The sequence below is a fragment of the Amycolatopsis sp. NBC_01286 genome (genome assembly GCF_035982555.1).
Taxonomy (GTDB): domain Bacteria; phylum Actinomycetota; class Actinomycetes; order Mycobacteriales; family Pseudonocardiaceae; genus Amycolatopsis.
Genome location: NZ_CP108428.1, coordinates 9,606,990 through 9,632,476, shown reverse-complemented (window position 1 = coordinate 9,632,476; position 25,487 = coordinate 9,606,990). Strand labels below are relative to the sequence as shown.

Genomic DNA, 25,487 nt, shown 5'->3' with positions numbered 1-25,487 from the left:
GCAGCCATGGTGAACGAAGAGAAACTCCGCGATTACCTCAAGCGGGTGACCGCCGACCTGGCCCAGACCCGGCAGCGACTGCAGGAGGTCGAGGCCGAGCCGATCGCGATCGTCGCGATGAGCTGCCGCTACCCGGGCGGGATCACGAGCCCGGAGGACCTGTGGCAGCTCGTCGAGTCCGGTGTGGACGGTGTGACGCCGTTCCCGCGCGACCGCGGCTGGGACGTCGAGAAGCTGTACCACCCGGACCCCGACCACGCCGGCACGTCATACTCGGCCGAGGGCGGGTTCCTGCACGACGCGGCCGAGTTCGACCCGGCGTTCTTCGGGATCAGCCCGCGTGAGGCGCTCGCCATGGACCCGCAGCAACGGCTGCTGCTGGAGACGTCGTGGGAGGCCTTCGAGCGGGCCGGCATCGACCCGGTCTCGTTGCGCGGCAGCCGGACCGGCGTCTTCGCCGGCGTGATGTACCACGACTACGCCTCGCGGCTGCCGATGGTGCCCGAAGGCGTCGAGGGTTACCTCGGCACCGGCAGCTCCGGCAGCGTCGCCTCGGGCCGGGTGTCGTTCACGTTCGGGCTGGAGGGCCCGGCGGTCACCGTCGACACCGCGTGCTCGTCCTCTTTGGTCGCGATGCACTGGGCGTGCCAGGCGCTGCGCCGCCAGGAGTGCACGATGGCGCTGGCCGGCGGCGTGACGGTGATGTCCACCCCGGCCGCGTTCATCGACTTCAGCCGTCAGCGCGGACTCGCCGCCGACGGTCGCTGCAAGGCGTTCTCCGCCGACGCGGACGGCACCGGCTGGGCCGAAGGCGCCGGGATGCTGCTGCTGGAAAGGCTTTCCGACGCGCGTCGCAACGGGCATCCGGTGCTCGCGGTGCTCCGGGGGAGCGCGGTCAACTCCGACGGCGCCAGCAGCGGCCTGACCGCGCCCAACGGTCCGTCGCAGCAGCGCGTGATCCGCCAGGCGCTGGCCGATGCGCGACTGTCCACAGCGGACGTCGACGCCGTCGAAGCGCACGGCACCGGCACCACGCTCGGCGACCCGATCGAGGCTCAGGCGCTGCTCGCGACCTACGGCGCCGAGCGCGCCGGCGAGCCGCTGTGGCTGGGGTCGTTCAAGTCCAACATCGGGCACGCGCAGGCCGCCGCCGGCGTGGGCGGCGTGATCAAGATGGTCCAGGCCATCCGCCACGGGGTCCTGCCTCAGACCCTGCACGTCGGCGAGCCGTCGCCGCACATCGACTGGTCGGCGGGTGCGGTGGAGCTGCTCACCGAGCGGCGTGAGTGGCCGTCGGTGGACCGGCCGCGCCGCGCCGGTGTGTCGTCGTTCGGGTTCAGCGGGACCAACGCGCACACCATCATCGAGCAGGCGCCGGCGGAAGAACCGACCGCACTGTCGCGAGTGGACGTTCCGGCGGTGCCGCGGGTCGTGTCGGCTCGTTCGCCGGAAGCGCTCGCCGCGCAGGTCGAGGCGATCCGCGAGCTGACGGCCGACCCCGCCGACGTCGCCCACGCGCTGGCGACCGGACGGGCCGCGCACGAGCACCGCGCGGTACTGGTCGGCGACACCACCGTCACGGGGGTTGCCGGGGAGGGGAAACTGGCGCTCCTGTTCACCGGGCAGGGCAGTCAGCGGATCGGCATGGGGCGCGAGCTGTATGTCGCCTATCCGGAGTTCGCGGCCGCGTTCGACGCCGTTTGTGAGCGCCTGGAGCTGGACCGCGACGTCGTGTTCGGCGACAACGCCGAGCGGCTGAACCAGACGCGGTACACCCAGGCCGCACTGTTCGCCGTCGAGGTGGCGCTGTTCCGGCTCGTCGAGCACTGGGGCCTGCGGCCGGACCTGGTGATCGGGCATTCGATCGGTGAGATCGCCGCCGCGCACGTCGCCGGGGTGCTGTCGCTCGACGACGCGGCCAAGCTCGTCACGGCGCGCGGCCGGCTGATGCAGGCGCTGCCCGAGGGCGGTGCAATGCTGGCCGTCCAGGCGTCCGAGGCCGAGGTCGTCCCGCACCTGACGGACCGGGTGGCGATCGCCGCCGTGAACGGTCCGATGTCGACGGTGCTCTCGGGTGACGAGGACGCGGTGCTCGCCGTCGCCGCGCACTTCACCGAGCGCAAGACCAAGCGGCTCACCGTGAGCCACGCGTTCCACTCGCCGCTGATGGACCCGATGCTGGCGGAGTTCCGGGCGGTCGCGGAGTCCCTCACCTACAACGAACCGCGAATCCCCGTGGTGTCCTCGGTGGATCTGGGTACGCAGCTGGCCGACCCCGGGTACTGGGTGCGGAACGTCCGCGAGACCGTCCGGTTCGCCGACGCCGTGACCGCCGCGCACGAGGCCGGCGCCCGCACGTTCGTCGAACTGGGCCCCGACGGCGTTCTCTCCGCGCTCACCTCTCAGACCGTTGAAGGCGTCCAGGCGCTGCCCGTGTTGCGCGCCGGCCGTCCCGAGCCCGAGACCGCCGTGGCCGCGCTCGGCCTGGCCTGGGCGACCGGCGCGCGCGTCGACTGGACGCGGCTGCTGCCCGGCGACCACGCGCGGGTCGATCTGCCCACCTACCGGTTCCAGAAGGAGCACTTCTGGCTGTACCCGGCGCGGACCTTCACCGGCTCGGCCACCGGGTTCGGCCTCGGCCCGGCCGACCACCCGCTGCTCGGCGCCGCGGTGGGCGTCGCCGGTGCCGACGGTGGCCTGCTGCTCACCGGCCGGCTCGCGCTGGACAGCCACCCGTGGCTGGCCGACCACGCCGTCGGCGGCACCGTGCTGCTGCCCGGGACCGCGTTCGTCGAGCTCGCGGTGCGGGCCGGCGACCAGATCGGCGCGCGGAGCGTCGACGAGCTGACGCTGCACGCGCCGCTGGTGCTGCCCGAGCGCGACGCCGTCCACCTGCAGGTGTGGGTCGGTACTGCGGACGAGCAGGGCCGGTACCCGCTGACCGTCCACTCGCGACTCGAAAGCGCGCTCGCCGACGAGCCGTGGACGCGGCACGCCGAAGGCACCTTGACCGCGTCGGAGATCCCGGCCGAGCCGCTGGGGGACTGGCCCCCGGCCGGCGACCCGATCGACCTGTCCGGCCACTACGCCGCGCTCGCCGAGGCCGGCTTCGGCTACGGGCCGTCGTTCCAGGGGCTGCGCGCGGCCTGGCGCCGTGGCGAGGACGTCTACGCCGAGGTCGCGCTGCCCGACGAGCGCGCGGCGGCCGGGTTCGCGCTGCACCCCGCGCTGCTCGACGCCGCGCTGCACGCCATCGGGCTCGGCGCGTTCGTCGAGCCGGGCCAGGCGCACCTGCCGTTCGCGTGGTCCGGTGTAGCGCTGCACGCCACCGGTGCCACTGAGCTGCGGGTTCGTCTTAAGTCCACTGTGGACGGGGTCGCGCTGACCGTCGCCGACGGCACCGGCGCACCCGTCGCGACCGTGTCGTCGCTGGCCCTGCGTCCGCTGGGAAGTGTCGAGCGCGGCACCGACGCGCTGTTCGGCGTCGACTGGGTGCCGGTGCCCGCCGAGACGACCGTCGACGGCCGCTGGGTGCTGCTGGGCCCGGACGCTGGTCTGGACATCGAGCGTTACGACGACTTTCTCGAGTTGGACGAAGAGCTGGAGTCGGCGCCGGACGTGCTGGTGCTGAACCTCGCCGGCGACGTCCACGAGCGCGGGCACCTCGCTCTGGCGCTGCTGCAGACCCTGCTCACCGACGTCCGCTTCGCCGAGACGTCGCTGGTCGTGCTCACCCGCGGCGCCGCGGTGCTGCCCGGCGAGGACGTCACCGACCTCGCCGGTGCGGCCGCTGGGGGCCTCGTGCGGTCGGCGCAGGCTGAGCACCCGGGCCGCATCGCGCTCGTCGACACCGACGGCTCGGTCGCGCTGTCGACCGCCGTTTCCGCTGGTGAGCCGTATGTCGCGGTCCGCGGCGGCCGAGTGCTCGCGCCGCGGCTGACTCGGGTGAGCGCGTCTGGCGGCACCTTCGCCGGGCTCCGTCCTCATGGGACTGTGCTGGTCACCGGCGCCACTGGCGCGCTTGGCAGCGCGGTTGCCCGGCACTTGGTCGCGGCGCACGGCGTCCGGCGGCTGCTGCTGATTAGCCGTCGTGGGCCGGATGCGCCCGGCGCGTCCGAGCTGATGGCGGAGCTGCGTGAGCTGGGCGCCGAGGTGACCGTGGCCGCGTGCGACGTCGCTAACCGTGCTGCGCTGGCTGCGTTGCTGGCCGAGCACCCGGTGACCGCCGTCGTGCACGCCGCCGGGATCCTCGACGACGGAGTGCTGTCCACGCTGACGGCCGATCGCCTGGACGCCGTCCTGCGCCCGAAGGCCGACGCGGCGCTCAACCTGCACGAGCTGACCGAAGACCTCGACGCGTTCGTGCTGTTCTCCTCCGCCGCCGGGGTCTTCGGCAATGCCGGCCAGGGCAACTACGCCGCCGCAAATGCTTTCCTCGACGCTCTCGCGGCCCACCGGCGCGCCCAGGGCCTGGCCGCGACGTCGCTGGCCTGGGGCCTGTGGGACGACGGCATGATCGACGGCGCCGACGTCGGCCGGCTGGGCCGCGGCGGGGTCGCCGCACTGTCCACGGAGGACGGACTGGCACTGCTCGACGCGGACGCCGGGCGGGCCCTGGTCGTGCCGATCCGGCTGGACCTGGCCGGCATCCGGGCCGGCGGGGACGTTCCGCCGCTGCTGCGCGGGCTGATCCGCACGGCCGCGCGACGGACCGCGGCGGCCGGGCCGACCGGCTCGCCGCTGGCGCGCAAGCTCGCCGCCACGCCCGAAGCCGACCGCGAAGCCCTGGTGCTGGCGACGCTGCGAACGCAGATCGCCGCCGTGCTCGGGCACGCGGCCGTCGAGGACGTCGACGTCACCCGCACCTTCGGTGACAGCGGGTTCGACTCGCTGACCGCCGTCGAACTGCGCAACCGGCTCGGCGCGGCCACCGGGCTGCGGCTGCCCGCGACGCTGATCTTCGACTACCCGACCCCGGCCGCGCTGGCCGGGCAGCTCCGGACCGACCTGCTCGGCGAGGTCGCCGAAGCCGAGGCGGTCACCGCGAAGACCGGCGTCGACGAGCCGATCGCGATCGTCGCGGCCGCCTGCCGTTACCCCGGCGGCGTGCGCAGCCCCGAGGACCTGTGGGACCTGGTGCGCGACGGCCGGGACGCGATCTCGGCGTTCCCGGACGACCGCGGCTGGGACGTCTCCGGGCTCTTCGGCGGCGACCCGGATCGCGAGGGCAGCAGTCACGCTTCCGAGGGCGGGTTCGTCTACGACGCGGGTGAGTTCGACCCGGCGTTCTTCGGCATTTCGCCGCGTGAGGCGATCGCGATGGACCCGCAGCAGCGGTTGCTGCTGGAGACGTCGTGGGAGGCCGTCGAGCGGGCCGGGATCGACCCGACTTCCCTGCGCGGCAGCAAAACCGGCGTGTTCGCCGGCGTGATGTACCACGACTACCTGTCGCGGCTGCCCGCGATTCCGCCGGGCGTCGAGGGCTACCTGGGCACCGGCGGGTCGGGCAGCGTCGCCTCCGGCCGAGTGTCCTATGTGCTCGGTCTGGAAGGCCCCGCGGTCACGGTCGACACGGCGTGTTCGTCCTCTTTGGTCGCGGTGCACCTGGCCGCGCAGGCCCTGCGCTCCGGCGAATGCACGATGGCGCTGGCCGGTGGTGTGACGGTGATGGCGACGCCGGGCGCGTTCGTCGAGTTCAGCCGCCAGCGCGGGCTCGCGTCCGACGGTCGCTGCAAGGCGTTCTCGGCCGACGCGGACGGCACGGGCTGGGCCGAGGGTGCCGGCGTGCTGCTGCTGGAGCGGCTGTCGGACGCGCGGCGCAACGGTCACGAGGTGCTCGCGGTGGTCCGGGGGAGTGCGATCAACCAGGACGGTGCGTCCAACGGCTTGACCGCGCCGAACGGCCCGTCGCAGCAACGCGTGATCCGCCAGGCCCTTGCCGACGCCGGTCTGTCCACTTCGGACGTCGACGTCGTCGAAGCGCACGGTACCGGGACGTCGCTGGGCGACCCGATCGAGGCGCAGGCACTGCTGGCCACGTACGGCGCAGACCGCGCCGGCGAACCGCTGCTGCTGGGCTCGGTCAAGTCGAACCTGGGGCACACGCAGGCCGCGGCCGGCGTCGCCGGGATCATCAAGGTGGTCGAGGCGATGCGCCGTGGCGTGGTGCCGCGGACGCTGCACGTCGGCGAGCCGACCCCGCACGTCGACTGGTCGGCCGGCGAGGTCTCGCTGCTGACCGAGCAGCGGGCCTGGCCGTCGGTGGACCGGCCGCGGCGCGCGGCGGTGTCGTCGTTCGGTTTCAGCGGGACCAACGCGCACACGATCATCGAGCAGGCGCCTGTTGAGCCTTCACGCGTCGTGCCGGGAGTGGATCGTGCGGTGCCGGTGGTCGTCTCCGGCCGCACCGACGCTGCGCTGCGCTCGCAGGCACGACGGCTGCGTGACCACCTGGCGGGTACGGACTTCCGTGTCGCCGACGTCGCGTTCTCGCAGGCCACGACCCGGACGCTGCACGAGCGTCGGGTGGTGCTTACCGCCGAGGAGCCCGGCGCGCTGCTGGATGCCTTGGGTGCGGTGGAGACCGGCGCCACCGCTGGTGGCTTGGCGTTCTTGTTCACCGGCCAGGGCAGCCAGCGTTCGGGCATGGGGCGCGAGTTGTACGACGCGTTCCCGGTGTTCGCTTCTGCTCTGGACGCGGTGTGTTCTGAGTTCACTTTGGACACTCCACTGAAGACGGTTCTCTTCGACGAGAACGCGCTGTTGGACCGGACCGACTACACCCAGGCCGCGTTGTTCGCGGTCGAGGTGGCGCTGTTCCGGCTGTTCGAGAGCTGGGGCGTCAAGCCGGGGTACCTGGCTGGGCACTCCATCGGCGAGATCGTCGCTGCTCACGTCGGCGGGGTGCTGTCGCTGGCCGACGCGGTGACGCTGGTCGCCGTGCGGGGGCGGCTGATGCAGGCGCTGCCGTCCGGTGGGGCGATGGTGGCCCTGCAGGCGACCGAGGACGAGGTTTCGGTATATCTGTCAGACCGTGTGACCGTTGCGGCGTTGAACGGTCCGGAGTCGACGGTCATTTCGGGTGACGAGGCCGAGGTGCTGGCGATCGCTGGGCACTTCGCTGACCGTAAGACGAAGCGGCTGACGGTGAGCCACGCGTTCCACTCGCCGTTGATGGATCCGATGCTGGAGGAGTTCCGCGGTATAGCGGAGTCTCTGTCTTACGGTAAGACGGTTATACCGATTGTCTCGAACGTCACCGGTGAGTTGATCGCCGAGTTCGACGCTGACTACTGGGTGCGGCACGTTCGTGAGGCCGTGCGGTTCGTAGATGGCGTGCGGACGTTGGAGGCGGCCGGGGTCACGACGTTCGTGGAGCTGGGGCCGGACGGCGTGTTGTCCGCGATGGCCCAGGACACCGTGGTTGCGACGGCGGTCCCGGCGCTGCGCAAGGGCCGTCCGGAGGTCGCCTCGGCGGTCACCGCCCTTGGCGCCGCGATCGCGGCGGGCGCCACCACGGACTGGACGACGGTGTTCGCCGGGACCGGGGCGCGGCGGGTTGCCCTGCCGACCTATGCCTTCCAGCGTGAATGGTTCTGGCTGCACCCGCCGGCGATGGTCGGTGATGTCGCGTCGGCGGGGCTTGGTGCCGCCGGGCATCCGTTGCTCGGTGCGAGTGTTGACCTGGCCGGCGACGACTCCGTCGTGTTCACCGGGTTGCTGTCGCGGCGGACCCACCCGTGGCTGGCCGACCACGCTGTTGGGGGCACCGTGTTGCTGCCTGGCACCGCGTTCGTCGAACTCGCGCTGCGGGCCGGTGACCAGGTCGGCTGCGATCGCGTCGAGGAGCTGACGCTCGCGGCGCCGTTGGTCCTGCCCGAGCAGGGTTCCGTCCAGCTGCAGCTTTCCGTCGGGGCCCCCGGCGAGTCCGGGGTCCGGGAACTCGCGCTGCACTCGCGCACCGGGGACGGTGAGCCGTGGACCGTGCATGCCACCGGTGCCCTTGCGAGCGGTGCGGCCGTCCCGGAGATGCTTGCCGAGTGGCCGCCCGTGGGTGCCGAATCTGTTGCGGTAGAGGGAATTTACGACGACCTGACGCTGGCGGGATTTGACTACGGGCCGGCGTTCCAAGGGCTGCGGGCGATCTGGCGGGACGGCGAGGACGTCTACGCCGAGGTCGCGCTGCCCGATGATGCCGACGCAACGGCGTTCGGCCTGCACCCGGCGCTGCTCGACGCCGCGTTGCACGCGATGTCGCGGGGGAGCACGAAGACCGGGGGAGACGGTGGGCCGCGGCTGCCGTTCTCCTGGTCCGGCGTCTCCCTGTACGCCACCGGGGCCACCGCGCTGCGGGTCCGGCTGCGTCCGGCCGGCGCGGACGCGATCGCGCTCGACGTCACCGATCACGCCGGTACGCCGGTCGCCCGCGTCGAGTCGCTGGTGGTTCGGCCGCTTGCGCTGCCGGCTGGGGGCAGCGTCGAGTCGCTGTTCCGGATCGGCTGGCAGCCCGTTGCGCCGGTTGCCCACGGCGTCCGGCAGCTTGCCCTGCTCACCGGCGACCTGGCCGTGGCTGAGGCGATCGGGGCGGTGGCCCATGCGGACTTCGCTGCGCTCACCGATGTCCTTGACGACGGCGGACCGGCGCCGGACACGTTGGTCGTGCCGGTCGTCGGCGGGCTTACCGCCGCGGCCGCGCACGAGACCACCGGGTTCGCATTGGCGCTGGTCCAGGCCGTGCTCGCGGACGAGCGGTTCGCCGCGACCCAGCTGGTGCTGCTCACCCGGGGCGCGGTCGCCGCGGCCGAGGGTGACACCGTGCCGGACCCCGCCGCCGCTGCGGTCTGGGGTCTCATCCGCACCGCGCAGTCCGAGGAGCCCGGCCGGTTCCGGCTGGCCGACCTCGACGACGACGTCGAGTCCTCGAAGGCGCTGGCCGGGGCGTTGGCCACCGATGAGCCGCAGCTGGTCGTGCGTGCCGGGGACGTCTTCGCGCCGCGGCTGGCGCGGGTGTCGCGGCCGGAGGACGCGCTGCGGTTCCGGCCCGGTGGCCGGGTGCTGCTCACCGGTGCGACCGGCGCGCTCGGCCGGGTGCTCGCGCGGCACTTGGTCACCGCACACGACGTCCGTGACCTGCTGCTGCTCAGCCGTCGGGGTGCGGACGCCGAGCTGGCGGCCGAACTCTCGGGACTGGGGGCCGAGGTGCGGATGCTTGCCTGTGACGTCGCCGACCGCGACGCCCTGGCCGCGGTGTTGGCCGAGCACCCGGTGACCGCCGTCGTGCACGCGGCCGGTGTGCTCGACGACGGTGTCCTGTCGGCGCTCACGCCCGAGCGGGTCGGCGCCGTGCTGCGGCCGAAGGTCGACGCCGCGGTCAACCTGCACGAGCTGACCGGCGACCTCGACGCGTTCGTCCTGTTCTCCTCCGCGGCCGGCGTGTTCGGCAACGCGGGGCAGGGGAACTACGCCGCCGCAAACGCTTTCCTCGACGCGCTGGCCGCACACCGGCACGCCCAAGGGCTGCCGGCGACGTCGCTCGCCTGGGGCTTGTGGGACGACGGCATGGCCGGGAGCGCCGACGTCCGGCGTCTGCACCGGGGTGGCGTCGCCGCACTGTCCGCGGAGGAGGGTCTGGCGCTGTTCGACACGGCGGTTGCGACCGGCGACCCGGCGCTCGTGCCGGTGCGGCTCGACCTCGCCGCGGCTCGCGCGCAGGGTGAGGTGCCCGCGTTGCTGCGGGGTCTCGTCCGGGTTCCCGCGCGGCGCGGCGCGGACGTCTCGGCGGGGGCCGGGGCGGCGCTGGCCGCGCGGCTGTCGACCGCGTCGGCCGAGGACCGTGAGCGGATCCTGCTGGACCTGGTCCGCGGGCAGGTCGCCGCGGTGCTCGGGCACGCCGACGCCGACCTGGTCGAGCCGGCCCGGGCGTTCAAGGAGCTGGGGTTCGACTCGCTGACGGCGGTGGAGCTGCGGAACCGGCTGGCCGTGGTCACCGGGCTGCGGATGCCCGCGACGCTGGTGTTCGACCACCCGACCCCGCTGGACCTGGCCGCGCGGCTCGCGGCCGACCTGGCCCCGGACGGCACGGCCGCGATCACCGCGCTCTTGGCCGAGCTGGACCGGCTCGGTGCCGCGCTGACGCAGGTCGTGCCGGACGAGTCCGGCCGAGCCCGGATCGCCGGCCGCCTCCGCGGGTTGGCCTCCGCCTGGGCGGAGCCGGAACCGGAAGAGGAGCAGTCGGTCGCCGAAGACCTGGAAGTGGCCTCGGACGACGAGATCTTCGACTTCATCGGCAAGGAGTTCGGTATCTCATGACCACTCGACTCACGACCACCGACGGCCGACACACTGACGGCCGACTCACCAACCGGAGTGGCCAACACGCCGCCCGAAGCGGCCAACTCGCCAACCGGAGTGGCCGACTCGCTGACCTGAGTGGCCAACTCGCCAACCGGAGTAGCCGACTCGCTGACGGGATCGACCGACTCGCTGACCTGAGTGGCCAACACGCCGGGCGTAGCCGATCTGCCGCCGGGAGCGGCCGACTCACCATCGCCAACGGCCGACTGGCCGACGGGAACGGGCGGCACGCCGGAGCTGGGGCTCGGCGGCACACAGACTTCTACGGCTCGACGCTGAGGGGCGCGCTGACATGACCGAACAGAACGATGACAAGCTCAGGTACTTCCTCAAGCGGGTGACCGCTGACCTGCACGAGACGCGGCGCCGCCTGCGTGAGGCCGAAGCCGGGGCGCAGGAGCCGATCGCGATTGTGGCGATGGGGTGCCGGTATCCCGGTGGGGTGCGTACGCCCGCGGACCTCTGGCGGCTGGTCGCCGAGGGGCGGGATGGTGTCAGCGGGTTTCCCGCCGACCGCGGCTGGGACCTTGACGCGCTCTACGACGACGATCCCGATGCCGCGGGCACGAGCTACACCCGTGAGGGCGGGTTCCTGCACGATGCCGCGCAGTTCGACCCCGAGTTCTTCGGGATCTCGCCGCGTGAGGCCGTCGCGATGGATCCGCAGCAGCGGTTGCTGCTCGAGACGTCGTGGGAGGCCTTCGAGCGCGCCGGGATTCCGCCCGCCGCCGTGCGCGGCAGTCGTGTCGGTGTGTTTGCCGGCGTCATGTACCACGACTACGCGACTCGGCTGTTGGCTGTGCCTGAGGGCGTCGAGGGGTATCTGTCCACCGGTACCGCGGGCAGTGTTGTCACCGGCCGCGTGTCCTACGCGCTCGGGCTCGAGGGGCCGGCGGTCACCGTGGACACGGCCTGTTCGTCTTCGCTGGTCGCCGTGCACCTCGCCGCGCAGGCTCTGCGCAATGGGGAATGCACGCTCGCCCTGGCCGGTGGCGTGACGGTGATGGCGTCGCCGGGGGCGTTCGTCGAGTTCAGCCGGCAGCGCGGGCTCGCCTCCGACGGCCGGTGCAAGGCCTTTTCCGCGGATGCCGACGGCACCGGCTGGGGTGAAGGCGCCGGCGTGCTGTTGCTGGAGAAGCTGTCTGACGCTCGTCGTAACGGCCACCCCGTGCTGGCCGTCGTTCGCGGGTCCGCGGTTAATCAGGACGGCGCTTCCAACGGCTTGACCGCGCCTAACGGGCCGTCGCAGCAGCGCGTGATCCACCAGGCGCTGGCGAACGCCGGACTGTCCACTTCGGACGTCGACGTCGTCGAGGCGCACGGCACCGGGACTCAGCTGGGCGACCCGATCGAAGCCCAGGCGCTGCTCGCGACCTACGGCCAGGACCGCGTCGGCGAGCCGCTGCTGCTCGGGTCGATCAAGTCGAACCTCGGCCACACCCAGGCCGCGGCCGGCGTTGCCGGGATCATCAAGATGGTCGAGGCGATGCGCCACGGCGTCCTGCCCAAGACCCTGCACCTGGCCGAGCCGACCCCGCACGTCGACTGGGAGTCCGGCGCCGTCGAGCTGCTCGCCGAAGAGCGCGCGTGGCCGGACGTCGACCGCGCCCGACGTGCCGGGATCAGCTCGTTCGGGTTCAGTGGCACCAACGCGCACGTGATCGTCGAGCAGGCCGAACCCGCCGAGGTCGACGAGCCCACCAACGACGGCCGGCGGGTTCCGCTGGTCGTCTCGGGCCGGTCCGACGCGGCCTTGCGCGCCCAGGCCGCGCAACTGCGTGACCAGCTTGACGAGTTCGACGTCACCGAGGTCGCCTACTCGCTCGCCACCACCCGGACGTTGCACGAGCACCGCGCGGTCGTCCTCGCCGACGAACCCGGTGAGGTCCTCGACGCCCTTGACGCGATCGCCGCGGGGGAGCCCGGCGCGATCACCGGGGTCGCCGGCGCCAAGACCGCGTTCCTGTTCACCGGCCAGGGCAGCCAGCGCGTCGGCATGGGCCGCGAGCTGTACGCTACCCAGCCCGCGTTCGCCGAGGCGCTGGACGCCGTCTGCGCCGCGTTCGGGTCCCGGTTGGACACTCCACTCAAGACAGTCCTGTTCGACGACCCCGAGCGGCTGCTGGACAAGACCCGTTACACGCAGGCCGCGCTGTTCGCCGTCGAGGTCGCGTTGTTCCGGCTGTTCGAGCACTTCGGCGTCACGCCGGACTTCCTGATCGGGCACTCGATCGGCGAGATCGCGGCCGCGCACGTCGCGGGCGTGCTGGACCTGCCGGCCGCGGTCGCGTTGGTCGCCGCGCGCGGTGAGCTGATGCAGGCGCTGCCCGAAGGCGGTGCGATGGTGGCGATCCAGGCCACCGAAGACGAGATCACGCCGCTGCTGACCGACGCGGTGAGCGTCGCCGCGCTCAACAGCCCGGCTTCGACGGTCATCTCCGGTGACGACGACGCCGTGCTCGCCGTCGCCGACCACTTCACCGCCCTGGGCCGCAAGACCAAGCTGCTCACGGTCAGCCACGCCTTCCACTCGCCCCGCATGGACGCGATGCTGGAGGACTTCTACGCCGTCGCGGAAACCCTGACCTACCAGGAGCCCCGCATTCCGATCGTGTCCAATGTGTCCGGACGCCTCGCCACCGCCGAAGAGCTGGCCGACCCGGACTACTGGGTGCGCCACGTCCGTCGTGCGGTCCGGTTCGCCGACGGTGTCCGCACGCTCGAAGAGCGCGGTGTCACGACGTTCGTCGAGCTGGGGCCGGACGGCATCCTCTGCGCGATGGCGCAAGAGTGCCTGACCGGCACCGTCACCGCCGTCCCGGCGCTGCGGGCCGCGCGTGACGAAGAGACGACCGTGCGGCACGCGCTCGCCGCGGCCATCGCGGCCGGGGCGTCGCCGGACTGGTCCGTGCTCTTCGCCGGGATCAGCCCGAAGCGGGTCGACCTGCCGACGTACCCGTTCCAGCGGGCGCGGTACTGGCTCGACGCGCCGGAACTCCCCGCCGGCGCGGCGTTCGGGGCCACGAACGCGCTCGAGTCCGCCTTCTGGGCCGCCGTCGACCGCGGCGATCTGGGGGAGCTGGTCGCGACGCTGGCCGTCGACGCCGACGACCCGCTGAGTGCGGTGCTGCCCGCGTTGTCGGCCTGGCGCAGCCGGGCCGCCGAAGAGTCCACTGTGGATGGCTGGCGGTACCGGATCGCGTGGAACCCGCTGCCGGAAACGGCCGGGATCCCGCAGGGCACCTGGCTCGTCGTCGTCCCCGAAGGCGTCGAGACTGCGTGGCCCGAGGCGCTGCGCGCGGCCGGTGTCGACGTCCGCGTCGTGACCGGTATCGACCAGGAAGCCCAGCCCGTCGACGGCGTGCTTTCCTTGCTGGCGCTGGATGAGCGTCCGCACCCGGACGCCGCGTCGGTCCCCGCTGGGCTGGCGGCCACCGCCGAGCTGATGCGGGCCCTGGGTGACACTCCACTGTGGATCGCCACCGCCGGTGCGGTCGCGCCGGTCTCGTCCGCGGCCCAGGCCGCGGTCTGGGGCCTGGGCCGGGTGTTCGGCCTGGAACGGCCCGAGCGCTGGGGCGGCCTGGTCGACCTGCCCGCCGAGGTCTCCGACCGCGCCGCCGCCCGGCTCGCCGCCGTGCTGACCGGCACCGAGGACCAGGTCGCCGTGCGCGACAACGGCGTCCTCGCGCGACGGCTGGTGCCCGCGCCCGCCGCGGGGACCGTCTCGCGTCGGCAGGGCTGGCGGCCGGACGGCGCGACCGTCCTGATCACCGGCGGCACCGGCGCGATCGGCGCGCACGTCGCCCGCTGGCTCGCGTCCGCCGGGGCCGCGCACGTCGTGCTCACCAGCCGTCGCGGCGCGGACGCCCCGGGCGCGGCCGAACTGGCCGCCGAGCTGACCGAGCTGGGCACCCGCGTCACCGTCGCGGCCTGCGACGCCGCCGACCGCGACGCCCTCACCGCGCTCGCCGCGAGCCTGGACGGCCCGGTCACCGCGGTCTTCCACGCGGCCGGCCTCGGCGAGACCGGCGCCGTCGACGACCTGATCCTCGACGACCTGGCCCGGATCGCCACCGCCAAGATCAGCGGTGCGCAGGCGCTCGAAGACGTCTTCCCCAAGCTGGACGCCTTCGTGCTCTTCTCCTCCAACGCGGGCGTCTGGGGCGGCGGTGGCCAGGGCGCGTACGCCGCGGCCAACGCCTTCCTCGACGCCTTCGCCGAGCAGCGTCGCGCCCGCGGGCTCAAGGCCACCTCCATCGCGTGGGGCGCCTGGGCCGACGGCGGCATGGCCGAGGGCGAGGCGGGGGAGCAGATGCGCCGCCGCGGCGTCCCGGCCATGGACCCGAAGCTCGCGATCGCCGCGCTGCGCCAGGCTTTGGAGCGCGACGAGACGTTCCTGGCCGTCGCCGACGTCGTCTGGGAGCGGTTCTACCCGGCGTTCACCGCGGCCCGGCCGCGCCCGCTGCTCGACGAGCTGCCCGCGGTCCGCGCGCTCCGGGCGGCGGCCGAGCAGGCCGCCGCCGAGCGCACGCCCGAGGCGTCCGCACTGCACGCGCGGCTGAGCGGGATGTCGGCCGCCGACCAGGAAGACCTCCTGGTCGACCTGATCTCACAGCACGCCGCCGCGGTGCTCGGCTTCGCCGGCGCGGACGGCCTCGGCGCGCAGAAGGCGTTCCGTGAGCTCGGCTTCGACTCGCTGACCGCGGTCGAGCTGCGCAACCGGCTGACGGCCGTCACCGGCCTGACCCTGCCCACGACGCTGGTGTTCGACTACCCCTCGCCCCGGGTGCTCGCGGAGTTCCTGCGGGCCGAGGTGCTCGGCGTCGCGGCCGACGCGGCGCAGGTCACCGCCGTCGGGGCCACCGACGAGCCGATCGCGATCGTCGCGATGGCCTGCCGCTACCCGGGCGGGATCTCGACGCCGGAGCAGCTGTGGGACCTCGTCGCCGAAGGTCGCGACGCGATCTCGACGTTCCCCGACAACCGCGGCTGGGCGCTGGACGCGCTGTACGACGACGACCCCGAGTCGGCCGGCACGAGCTACACCCGTGAAGGCGCTTTCCTGCACGAAGCGGGCCTGTTCGACGCCGGGTTCTTCGGGATCACGCCGCGTGAGGCGCTCAGCATGGACCCGCAGCAGCGGCTGCTGCTGGAGATCGCCTGGGAGGCGCTGGAACGCGCCGGGATCGACCCGGAAACCCTGCGCGGCAGCCGGTCCGGCGTGTTCGTCGGCGGGGCCACCCAGGACTACACCTCGGTGCTCACCAGCAGCACGGCGAACGCCGAGGGCTACATGCTCACCGGCACGTCGTCCAGCGTGATGTCCGGCCGGATCGCCTACACGCTCGGCCTCGAGGGCCCGGCGGTCACCGTGGACACGGCGTGTTCGTCGTCGCTGGTCGCGCTGCACTGGGCCGTGCAGGCGCTGCGCAGCGGCGAGTGCTCGATGGCGCTGGCTGGCGGCGTGCAGGTGATGCCGACGCCGGGGCCGTTCGTCGAGTTCTCCCGCCAGCGCGGGCTGGCCAAGGACGGCCGGTGCAAGCCGTACGCGTCCGCCGCCGACGGCACGGCCTGGGGCGAGGGCGCCGGGATGCTCGTCGTGGAACGGCTTTCCGACGCCCGCCGCAACGGGCACCCGGTGCTCGCGATCGTCCGGGGCAGCGCGGTCAACTCCGACGGCGCGTCCAACGGCCTCACCGCGCCGAACGGGCCCGCGCAGCAGAAGGTGATCCGCCAGGCCCTGGCCAACGCCGGACTGTCCACTTCGGACGTCGACGTCGTCGAAGGGCACGGCACCGGCACCACGCTCGGCGACCCGGTGGAGGCGCAGGCCCTGCTGGCCACCTACGGCCGCGAGCGCACGGAACCGCTCTGGCTCGGCTCGCTCAAGTCGAACATCGGACACACGCAGGCCGCGGCCGGCGTCGGTGGCGTGATCAAGATGGTCCAGGCCATCCAGCACGGTGTCCTGCCGCGCTCGCTGCACATCGACGAGCCGACCCCGCACGTCGACTGGGCCTCGGGCGCGGTCGAACTGCTCGCCGAGGAGCGCGCGTGGCCGGAGACGGGCCGTCCGCGTCGCGCCGCAGTGTCGGCGTTCGGCGTCAGCGGAACCAACGCGCACGCGATCATCGAAGCACCGTCCGAAATGGATGCCGAGACCGTCGAACCCACCTACCAAGGCGCGATTCCCTGGGTTCTGACTGCGCGGACAGAAGGCGCGCTGCGAGCCCAGGCCGCACGATTGGCCACTGTGGACGGCCACCCGGTCGACGTCGGCCACGCGCTGGCCACCACGCGGTCGGTGTTCGAGCACCGCGCGGTCGTGGTGGGGCGCGACGCCGATGAGCTGAAGGAGCGGCTCGCCGCGCTGGCCGGCGGCATCGCCGGGCACGGCGTCTCGCAGGGGTTCGCCCGCGGCGAGCGGCCGGTGTTCGTGTTCCCCGGCCAGGGTTCGCAGTGGCCCGGCATGGCCGTCGAGCTGCTGGAGACCGAGCCGGTGTTCGCCGCGCGGATGGCCGAGTGTGCCGCCGCGCTGGCCCCGTTCGTCGACTTTCAGCTCCTGGACGTCGTCCGCGCGGCCGTACCCATCGAGCGGGTCGACGTCGTGCAGCCGGTGCTGTGGGCGATCAACGTCTCGCTGGCCGAGGTCTGGCGCGCCTACGGCGTCCGCCCGGCCGCGGTGATCGGGCACTCGCAGGGCGAGATCGCGGCGGCCGCCGTCGCGGGGGCACTGTCCCTTTCGGACGCCGCCCGCGTCGTCGCGTTGCGCAGCCAGGCGATCCTGGCGCTGTCCGGTCGCGGCGGGATGGTCTCGCTCGCGCTTTCCCGCGCCGGTGCGGAAGAACTCCTGGCCGGGTGGACCGGGCGGATCTCCGTCGCCGCGGTCAACGGGCCCGAAGCGACCGTCGTGTCCGGCGACGCCGACGCGCTCGACGAGCTGGTCGAGCACTGCCGCGGCCACCACGTCCGCGCGCGCCGGATCGCCGTCGACTACGCGTCGCACTGCGGGCACGTCGAGACCATCGAAGACGAGCTGCTGCGGCTGCTCGCCCCGATCCGGCCGCGCGACACCGACACGGTGTTCCACTCCACCGTCACCGGCGGTCCGGTCGAGACGTCCACTTTGGACGCCGTGTACTGGTACCGCAACCTGCGGCAGCAGGTCCGGTTCGAGGAGGTCACCCGCGCCCTGCTGGCGCTGGGCCACGAGTCGTTCGTCGAGGTCAGCGCCCACCCGGTGCTGACCGTCGGGATCCAGCAGACCATCGACGACGCCGGTTCGACGGCCACCGTCAGCGGCACGCTGCGCCGTGACGAGGGTGGCCGCGACCGCATGCTGCTCGCGCTGGCCGAGGCGTTCGCGCACGGCGTCACCGTCGACTGGGCCGCGGTGTTCGCCGGCTCCGGCGCCCGCCGCGCCGACCTGCCGACCTACGCCTTCCAGCACGAGCACTACTGGCCGGAGCCGGCCGCACCCGCGTTCGCGGACGTGTCGTCGGCCGGACTGGGTGCCGTCGCGCACCCGCTGCTGGGCGCCGCGGTCGGGTTCGCCGAGAACGCCGGGTACCTGTGCACCGGCCGGCTCTCCGGGCAGACGCACCCGTGGCTGGCCGACCACGTCGTCGGCGACGCGGTGCTGCTGCCGGGGACCGCGTTCGTCGAATTGGCGATCCGGGCCGGCGACCAGTCCGGCTGCGACCGCCTCGACGAGCTGACCCTGCACGCCCCGCTGGTGCTGCCCGAGACCGGCCACGTGCTGCTCCAGATCGTCGTCGGCGAGCCGGACCCGAACGGGATGCGCGCGTTCACGGTGTACTCGCGGGAAGAGCAGTCGCTGGACGAGCAGGCGTGGACGCGCCACGCGTCCGGGGTGCTCGGTTCCGGCGCGGTGGAGTCCGAAGTGGACACCGAGTGGCCGCCCGCCGGCGCCGAAGCGGTGTCGCTGGAGGGCTACTACGACGGCCTGGCCGACTACGGGTTCGCCTACGGCCCGGTGTTCCAGGGCCTGACCGCCGCTTGGCGGCGCGGGGTGGAGGTGTTCGCCGAGGTCTCGCTGCCCGACGGCGCCGACGCGGCCGCGTTCGGCCTGCACCCGGCCCTGCTCGACGCCGCCGTCCAGGCCGCCGGGCTGGGACTGGTCGAGGGCGGGCGCCTGCCGTTCGCCTGGACCGGGGTCACGCTGCATGCTTCCGGTGCCAGTGCGCTGCGGGTCCGGCTCGCGCCGTCCGGAACCGACGGCCTCGCGCTGTCGGCGTCCGACCCGGCGGGCCGGCCGGTGGTGTCGGTGGAGTCGCTGGTGCTGCGGCCGATGGCGGCTCCGGCGCGGTCGTCCGCCGCGGACTCGCTCTTCCGCGTCACGTGGACCGACGTCCCGGTCGCCGAAGAGACGCCGTCCGTCGCGGTGCTCGGCGAGGACCCGTTCGGCCTGGCAGGCGCGTTCGGCGCGGTCTGCCACGACACGCCGAACGCCCTCGCCGAGGCCGACCAGCCCGAGCTGGTGCTGGTCAGCTTCGCCGCGGACGACGTCCGGGCGAACGCCGGACGCGCGCTGAAACTGGTGCGCGGCTGGCTGGCCGACGAGCGCTTCACCGGACAGCTGGTGCTGGTCACGTGCGGCGCCGTCGCGATCGACGGCGAGTCGCCCGACGTCGCGGCCGCGGCCGTCTGGGGCCTGCTCCGCTCGACGCAGTCCGAGCACCCGGGCCGGTTCCTGCTGCTCGACCTCGACCCGGCGGGCTCGATCCCGGCCGGCGCGCTGACCGGCGACGAGCCGCAGCGGGCGATCCGCGGCGACCGGGTCCTGGTGCCGCGGCTGGCGCCCGCCGAGTCCACTGTGGACGCCCTGGGCGGCGACGGCACGGTCCTGCTGACCGGCGCCATCGGCACGATCGGCTCGCTGCTGGCCCGGCACCTGGTGACCACGCACGGCGTCCGCCGGCTGCTGCTGACCGGCCGTCAGGGCTGGGCGGCGCCGGGCGCGCCGGAGCTGGCCGCCGAGCTGACCGGGCTGGGTGCCGAGGTGACCATCGCGGCCTGCGACGTCGCCAACCGCGACGCCCTGGCCGAGCTGCTCGCCGGGGTGCCCGACCTGACCGCGGTGATCCACGCGGCGGCGGTCCTCGACGACGGCGTCGTCGAGGCGCAGACCGAAGCGCGCCTCGACACCGTGCTGCGGCCCAAGGCGGACGCGGCGCTGCACCTGGACGAGCTGACGGCGGACCGCGACCTGCGCGCGTTCGTGCTGTTCTCCTCGGCGGCCGGGCTGCTCGGCAGCGCCGGGCAGGCCAACTACGCGGCGGCCAACGCCGTGGTCGACGCCCTGGCCCAGCGCCGGCGCGCCGAGGGTAAGCCCGCGGTCTCGCTGGCCTGGGGTTTCTGGGAGGAGCGCAGTGCGCTCACCGGCGACCTCGACGACGCCGACGTCCGCCGGATGAGCCGCGGCGGGGTCGCCCCGCTGTCGTCGGCGCAGGGCATGGCGTTGTTCGACGCGGCCATCGGTTCGCCGGACGCGCTGGTCGTGCCGATGCGGCTCGACGTCCCGGCGCTGCGCAAGCAGGCCGCGGCCGGGATGATCCCGCCGGTCATGCGCGGCCTGGTCCGCGCGCCGGGCCGGCGGACGGCGGCGCTCGCGGGCGCGGCCGAGGTCGACTCGGTCGAGGCGCGGCTGGCGGGCCTGCCCGCCGCCGAGCGCGCGGCGTTCCTGCTCGACCTGGTCCGCGGCCAGGCCGCCGCGGTCGCCGGGCACGCGTCGGCCGAGGCGGTCGACCCGGACCGCGCGTTCCGCGAGCTGGGCTTCGACTCGCTGACCGCGGTCGAGCTGCGCAATCGGCTCGGCGCGGCCACCGGCCTCCGGCTGCCCGCGACGATGGTCTTCGACTACCCGGCGCCCGCGGCGCTGGCCGCCGAGCTCGACCGCCGGCTGGCCGGCACGGCCCGGACCGGGCCGGTGACCCGGAAGGCGGCCACGGCCGACGACCCGGTCGTGATCGTCGGCATGGGCTGCCGGTACCCGGGCGGCGTGCGCGGCCCGCAGGACCTGTGGCGGCTGGTGTCCGAGGGCACCGACGCGATCTCGGTCTTCCCGGCCGACCGCGGCTGGGACGTCGCCGGCCTCTTCGACGACGACCCGGACAACCAGGGCACCTCGTACGCCCGTGAAGGCGCTTTCCTCTACGACGCGGGCGAGTTCGACGCGGCCTTCTTCGGCATCTCGCCGCGTGAGGCGATCGCGATGGACCCGCAGCAGCGGTTGCTGCTGGAGACGTCGTGGGAGGCCTTCGAGCGCGCCGGGATCGACCCGGGCACGTTGCGCGGCAGCCGGACCGGCGTCTTCGCCGGCGTGATGTACCACGACTACGCGACTTCGCTGGCTTCCGTGCCGGAGGGCGTCGAGGGCTACCTCGGCACCGGCACCTCAGGCAGCGTCGCGTCCGGGCGGCTGTCGTACACCTTCGGGCTCGAAGGCCCGGCGGTCACCGTCGACACGGCGTGCTCGTCGTCGCTGGTCGCGCTGCACCTCGCGGCGCAGGCCCTGCGGTCCGGCGAGTGCGAGCTCGCGCTGGCCGGCGGCGTCACCGTGCTGGCCACGCCGAACGTGTTCATCGAGTTCTCCCGCCAGCGCGGCCTTTCCTCCGACGGTCGGTGCAAGTCGTTCGCCGACGCCGCCGACGGCACGGGCTGGGGCGAGGGCGCCGGCATGCTGCTGCTGGAGCGGCTGTCGGACGCGCGGCGCAACGGCCACGAGGTGCTCGCGGTCGTCCGCGGCACGGCGGTGAACCAGGACGGCGCGTCCAACGGCCTCACCGCGCCGAACGGCCCGGCGCAGCAGCGGGTGATCCGCCAGGCGCTGGCCGCGGCCGGTCTGTCTACTTCGGACGTCGACGCCGTCGAAGCGCACGGCACCGGCACGAAGCTGGGCGACCCGATCGAAGCGCAGGCGCTGCTGGAGACCTACGGCCAGGACCGCTCCGGCGAACCGCTGTTGCTGGGGTCACTGAAGTCCAACATCGGCCACACCCAAGCGGCGGCGGGCGTCGGCGGCATCATCAAGATGGTCGAGGCGCTGCGCCACGGCGTGCTGCCGAAGACGCTGCACGTCGACGCGCCGTCGTCCCAAGTGGACTGGACGGCGGGTTCGGTCGAGCTGCTGACCGAGGAGCGCGCGTGGCCGGAGACCGGCCGGCCGCGCCGGGCCGGCGTCTCGTCGTTCGGCGTGAGCGGCACCAACGCCCACGCGATCATCGAGCAGGCGCCTTCGGTTGCCGCGCCCGAAGAGTCCACTGAGGACTCTTCGGTGCTGTCTTGGCTGATCTCCGGGCGGACCGCGGCCGCGCTGCGCGAGCAGGCGGACCGGCTGGCCGGTCACGTCGCCGGGGAACCGGAGCTGTCCGCGGTCGCGGTCGCACGGACCCTCGCCGCGCACCGCGCCACCTGGGAGCACCGGGCCGTCGTGCTCGGCGCCGACCGCGACGAGCTGCTCGACGGCGTCCGCGCCGTGGCCGAGGGCTCCGACGGCCCGGGTGTCCTGCGCGGGACGTCGGGGCACGCCGGGGCGGTGGCTGTGCTGTTCTCGGGGCAGGGCAGCCAGCGTGCCGGCATGGGCCGCGAGCTGTACGCGACCGAGCCGGTGTTCGCCGCCGCGTTCGACGACGTCTGCGCGGCGCTGGACCGGCACCTCGACCGTCCACTGAAGACGATCATCGACGAGCCGGACCTGCTCGACCGCACCGGCTACACGCAGCCGGCGCTGTTCGCGATCGAGGTCGCGCTGTACCGGCTGGCCGAGCACGCGGGGCTGCGCCCGGCGTACCTGCTCGGGCACTCGGTCGGCGAGATCGCCGCCGCGCACGTCGGCGGGGTGCTGTCGCTGGCCGACGCGGCCGAGCTGATCACCGCCCGGGCCCGGCTGATGGAGGCGCTGCCCGCGGGCGGCGCGATGGTCGCGGTGCAGGCCGGTGAGGACGAGGTTCACGCGCACCTGGGCGACGGCGTTTCGATCGCCGCGCTCAACGGCCCGAAGTCCACTGTGGTCTCCGGTGACGAGGACGCCGTGCTCGCGCTGGCCGAGCACTTCCGCGGCCTCGGCCGCAAGACCAAGCGGCTGAGCGTCAGCCACGCGTTCCACTCCGCGCGGATGCAGCCGATGCTCGAGGAGTTCCGCGGTATAGCGGAGTCTCTGTCTTACGGTAAGTCGGTTATACCGATAGTCTCGAACGTCACCGGCGAGCTGCTCACCGAGGTGGACGCGGACTACTGGGTCCGGCACGTCCGCGCCGCGGTCCGGTTCGCCGACGGCGTCGCCGCGCTGCACGACCTGGGCGTCCGGACGTTCGTCGAGCTGGGACCGGACGCGCCGCTGTCCGGCCTCACCCGCGAGTCGCTCGACCACGACCCGGCGGTCCTGGTCGTCCCGGCCCTGCGGGGCGACCGGCCGGAACCGGCCGCGTTCGCCGCGGCGCTGGCCGCGCTGCACGTCCGCGGCGTCCGGCTCGACTGGCCGGCGCGGGCCGCGGGCTGGGGCGGGAGCCGGGCGGACCTGCCCACCTACGCGTTCCAGCGGGAGCACTACTGGCTGCGGGCCGAAGCACCCGTGGCCGCCGCGACGGCGCCCGACTCGGCGTTCTGGGCCTCGGTCGAACGTGCCGACGCCGGTGCGCTGGCTGAAGCGCTGAACGTCGGCGAGGACGGCCGGGCCGCGCTCGACACCGTGCTCCCGGCGCTGTCCGCGTGGCACCGCCGCCGGCGCACCGAGTCCACTGTGGACAGCTGGCGGTACCGGGCCGAATGGCACTCGATCCCCGAGCCGGCCGGTGGCATGACGTCGGGCACCTGGCTCGTCGTGGCGCCCGCCGCGCACGCCGAGGACGAGCGTGTCGCCGGTGCCGTGCGGCTGCTCGAAAGCCTCGGCGCGACCGCGGCCGGGGTGGCGCTGGACGACACCGACGCCGACCGCGACCTGCTCGCGGGCGGCCTGCGCACGGTGCTCGACAGCCCGGTCGGCGGCGTCCTTTCGCTGCTGTCGCTGGACGAGACGCACGGGCTCGCGCTCAGCACCGCGCTGGTCCAGGCGCTCGGCGACGCCGGGGTCGAGGCGCCGCTGTGGTGCCTGACCAGCGGCGCCGTCCGGACCGGGACGGCCGACGCGGTGCCTGCGCCGGGTGCGGCGCAGGTCTGGGCGCTCGGCCAGGTGGCCGCGCAGGAGTACCCGCACCGCTGGGGTGGCCTGCTCGACCTGCCCGCCGCGCCCACGGCCGCGGACTGGAGGCGGGTGGGCGCGGTGCTCACCGGCGGCGGCCGCGAGGAGGAGGTCGCGGTGCGGCCGGCGGGCGTGCTGGCCCGGCGGCTGGTGCGCGCGCCGCTCGGCGACGCGGGTAAGTCATCGGCGCCGGATGGTCTGGTGCTCACCGGCGGTGGGCGCGAGGACGACGCGGGTGCGCCGTGGATGCCGGAAGGTCAGGTGCTGCTCACCGGGGCGGTCTCGGAGTCGGTCGAGGACTGGCTCGTCGGCCTCGGCGTCGAACCGACCCGCGATGTCACCGCGGGCGCTCGTACGGTCGTTCACCTCGTGACGCCGTCCTCGCCCGCGCCGCTGGACACGCTCACGCCGGCCGCGTTCGAAGCGGCCGTGCAGGAGCAGGTCGCCGAAGCGCTTGAAGTCGGCGATGACGTCGGGGCGTTCCTGGTGCTCGTGCCGGGTGCGTGCGTCTGGGGTGGGGCGGGTGCGGCGGTCGACGCCGCGGCCGGTGCTCGGCTCATGGCGCTCGCCCAGCAGCGGGGGGCCGGCACGCTGTGTGTCGCCACCGGGCCGTGGGAGGGCACGCCGACCACGCCTGGTGTGGCTCCGCTCGATCCGCGGCACCTGCTGGCCGCGGTGCGTGCCGCGGCGGGGCGAGGGGAGCGCGGGCTCGTGCTGGCCGACGTCGACTGGGCCGCCGTGGCTCCCGCGCTGCGTGCCACCCGGCCAGCCGCGTTCCTGGACGTGCTGGCCCCCGTCGTCGAGGCCAAGCCGGAACCGGTCCGCCTCGGCGCGCTGGAGGGGCTCGGCTCGGCGACCGCCGCTGAGCGGGTCGAGATCCTGCTCGGCGTCGTCCGTGAGCAGGCCGCGTTCGTGCTCGGTCACCGTTCCGCGGACGCCGTCGAGGCTGATCGCGAGTTCCTCGAACTCGGGTTCGCCTCGCTCACCGCGGTCGAGCTGCGCAACCGGCTCACCGAGCTGACCGGTCTCGACCTGCCGCCCGCGCTCGTCTACGAGTTCGGCACGCCGAACGCGCTGGCCGGGCACCTGGCGGAGCGGCTCGCGGGCACGTCCTCCGTCAAACCGGCCGAAAGCACGCTCGGCGCGTTGTTCCGGCAAGCCTGCGCCCAGGGGCAGGCGGGCGACTTCGTCAGCATGCTGATGACGGCGTCGCGGTTCCGGCCCACCGGCACGCCCGCCGCGTCGCTGGTGCGGCTGGCGCCGGAGACGGCCGAGCCGAGCCTGATCTGCGTCCCGTCGATGACCGCCATCTCCGGTCCGCACCAGTACGCCGGGATCGGCGCCGCGCTGCGTGGCGTGCGTGGCGTGTCGTCGCTGTCGGTGCCCGGATTCGGGACCGGGGAGGCACTTCCGGCCTCGGCGGAGGCGGCGGTCGAGCTGATCGCCGACGCCGTCGCCGAGCGGGCCGGCGACGGGCCGTTCGTGCTGGCCGGGCATTCGTCGGGGGCGGTTCTCGCCCACGCCGTCACCGCGCGGCTGGCGGAACGTGGCCTGCGCCCGCAGGCGCTGGTCGTTCTCGACGGGTACGCGCCGGGCGGCGACGGCATCGACGCGCTGCTGCCCGGCCTGATGGGCGGCATGGCCGACCGCGACGGCCGGTACGCGCCGGTCGACGACGACCGGCTCACCGCGATGGGCGCTTATTTCCGGCTGTTCGAACAATGGCGCGCCCCCGAAGTCACCGTTCCGGTCCTGCTCGTCACCGCGGCCGAGCCGATGCCGGAATGGCCCGCCGGAGACTGGCGGTCGAAGTGGGTTTCCGCCACCACCGAGGCGGAGACCGAAGGAAATCACTACACGATGCTGGAAGAGCACGCCGAGGTCGTCGCCAAGCACGTCAACGACTGGCTCGCCCAGCTTTCCTGACCACCGCCCT

2 protein-coding genes are annotated in these 25,487 nt (G+C 73.8%); both read left to right on the top strand.

The genetic code is table 11. From position 1 onward, the window contains the following. The first annotated feature begins 9 nt into the window (after window positions 1-9). Window positions 10-10,308 carry an SDR family NAD(P)-dependent oxidoreductase gene (locus tag OG570_RS43875; protein ID WP_326960325.1) on the top strand — a complete coding sequence of 3,433 codons (10,299 nt, stop codon included), beginning with the start codon at window positions 10-12 and terminating at the stop codon, window positions 10,306-10,308. 382 nt (window positions 10,309-10,690) lie between these two features. Next, entirely contained in the window at window positions 10,691-25,477 is a 14,787-nt protein-coding gene (locus OG570_RS43870) for a type I polyketide synthase (RefSeq protein ID WP_442788355.1), read from the top strand. The last annotated feature ends 10 nt before the right edge of the window (window positions 25,478-25,487 follow it).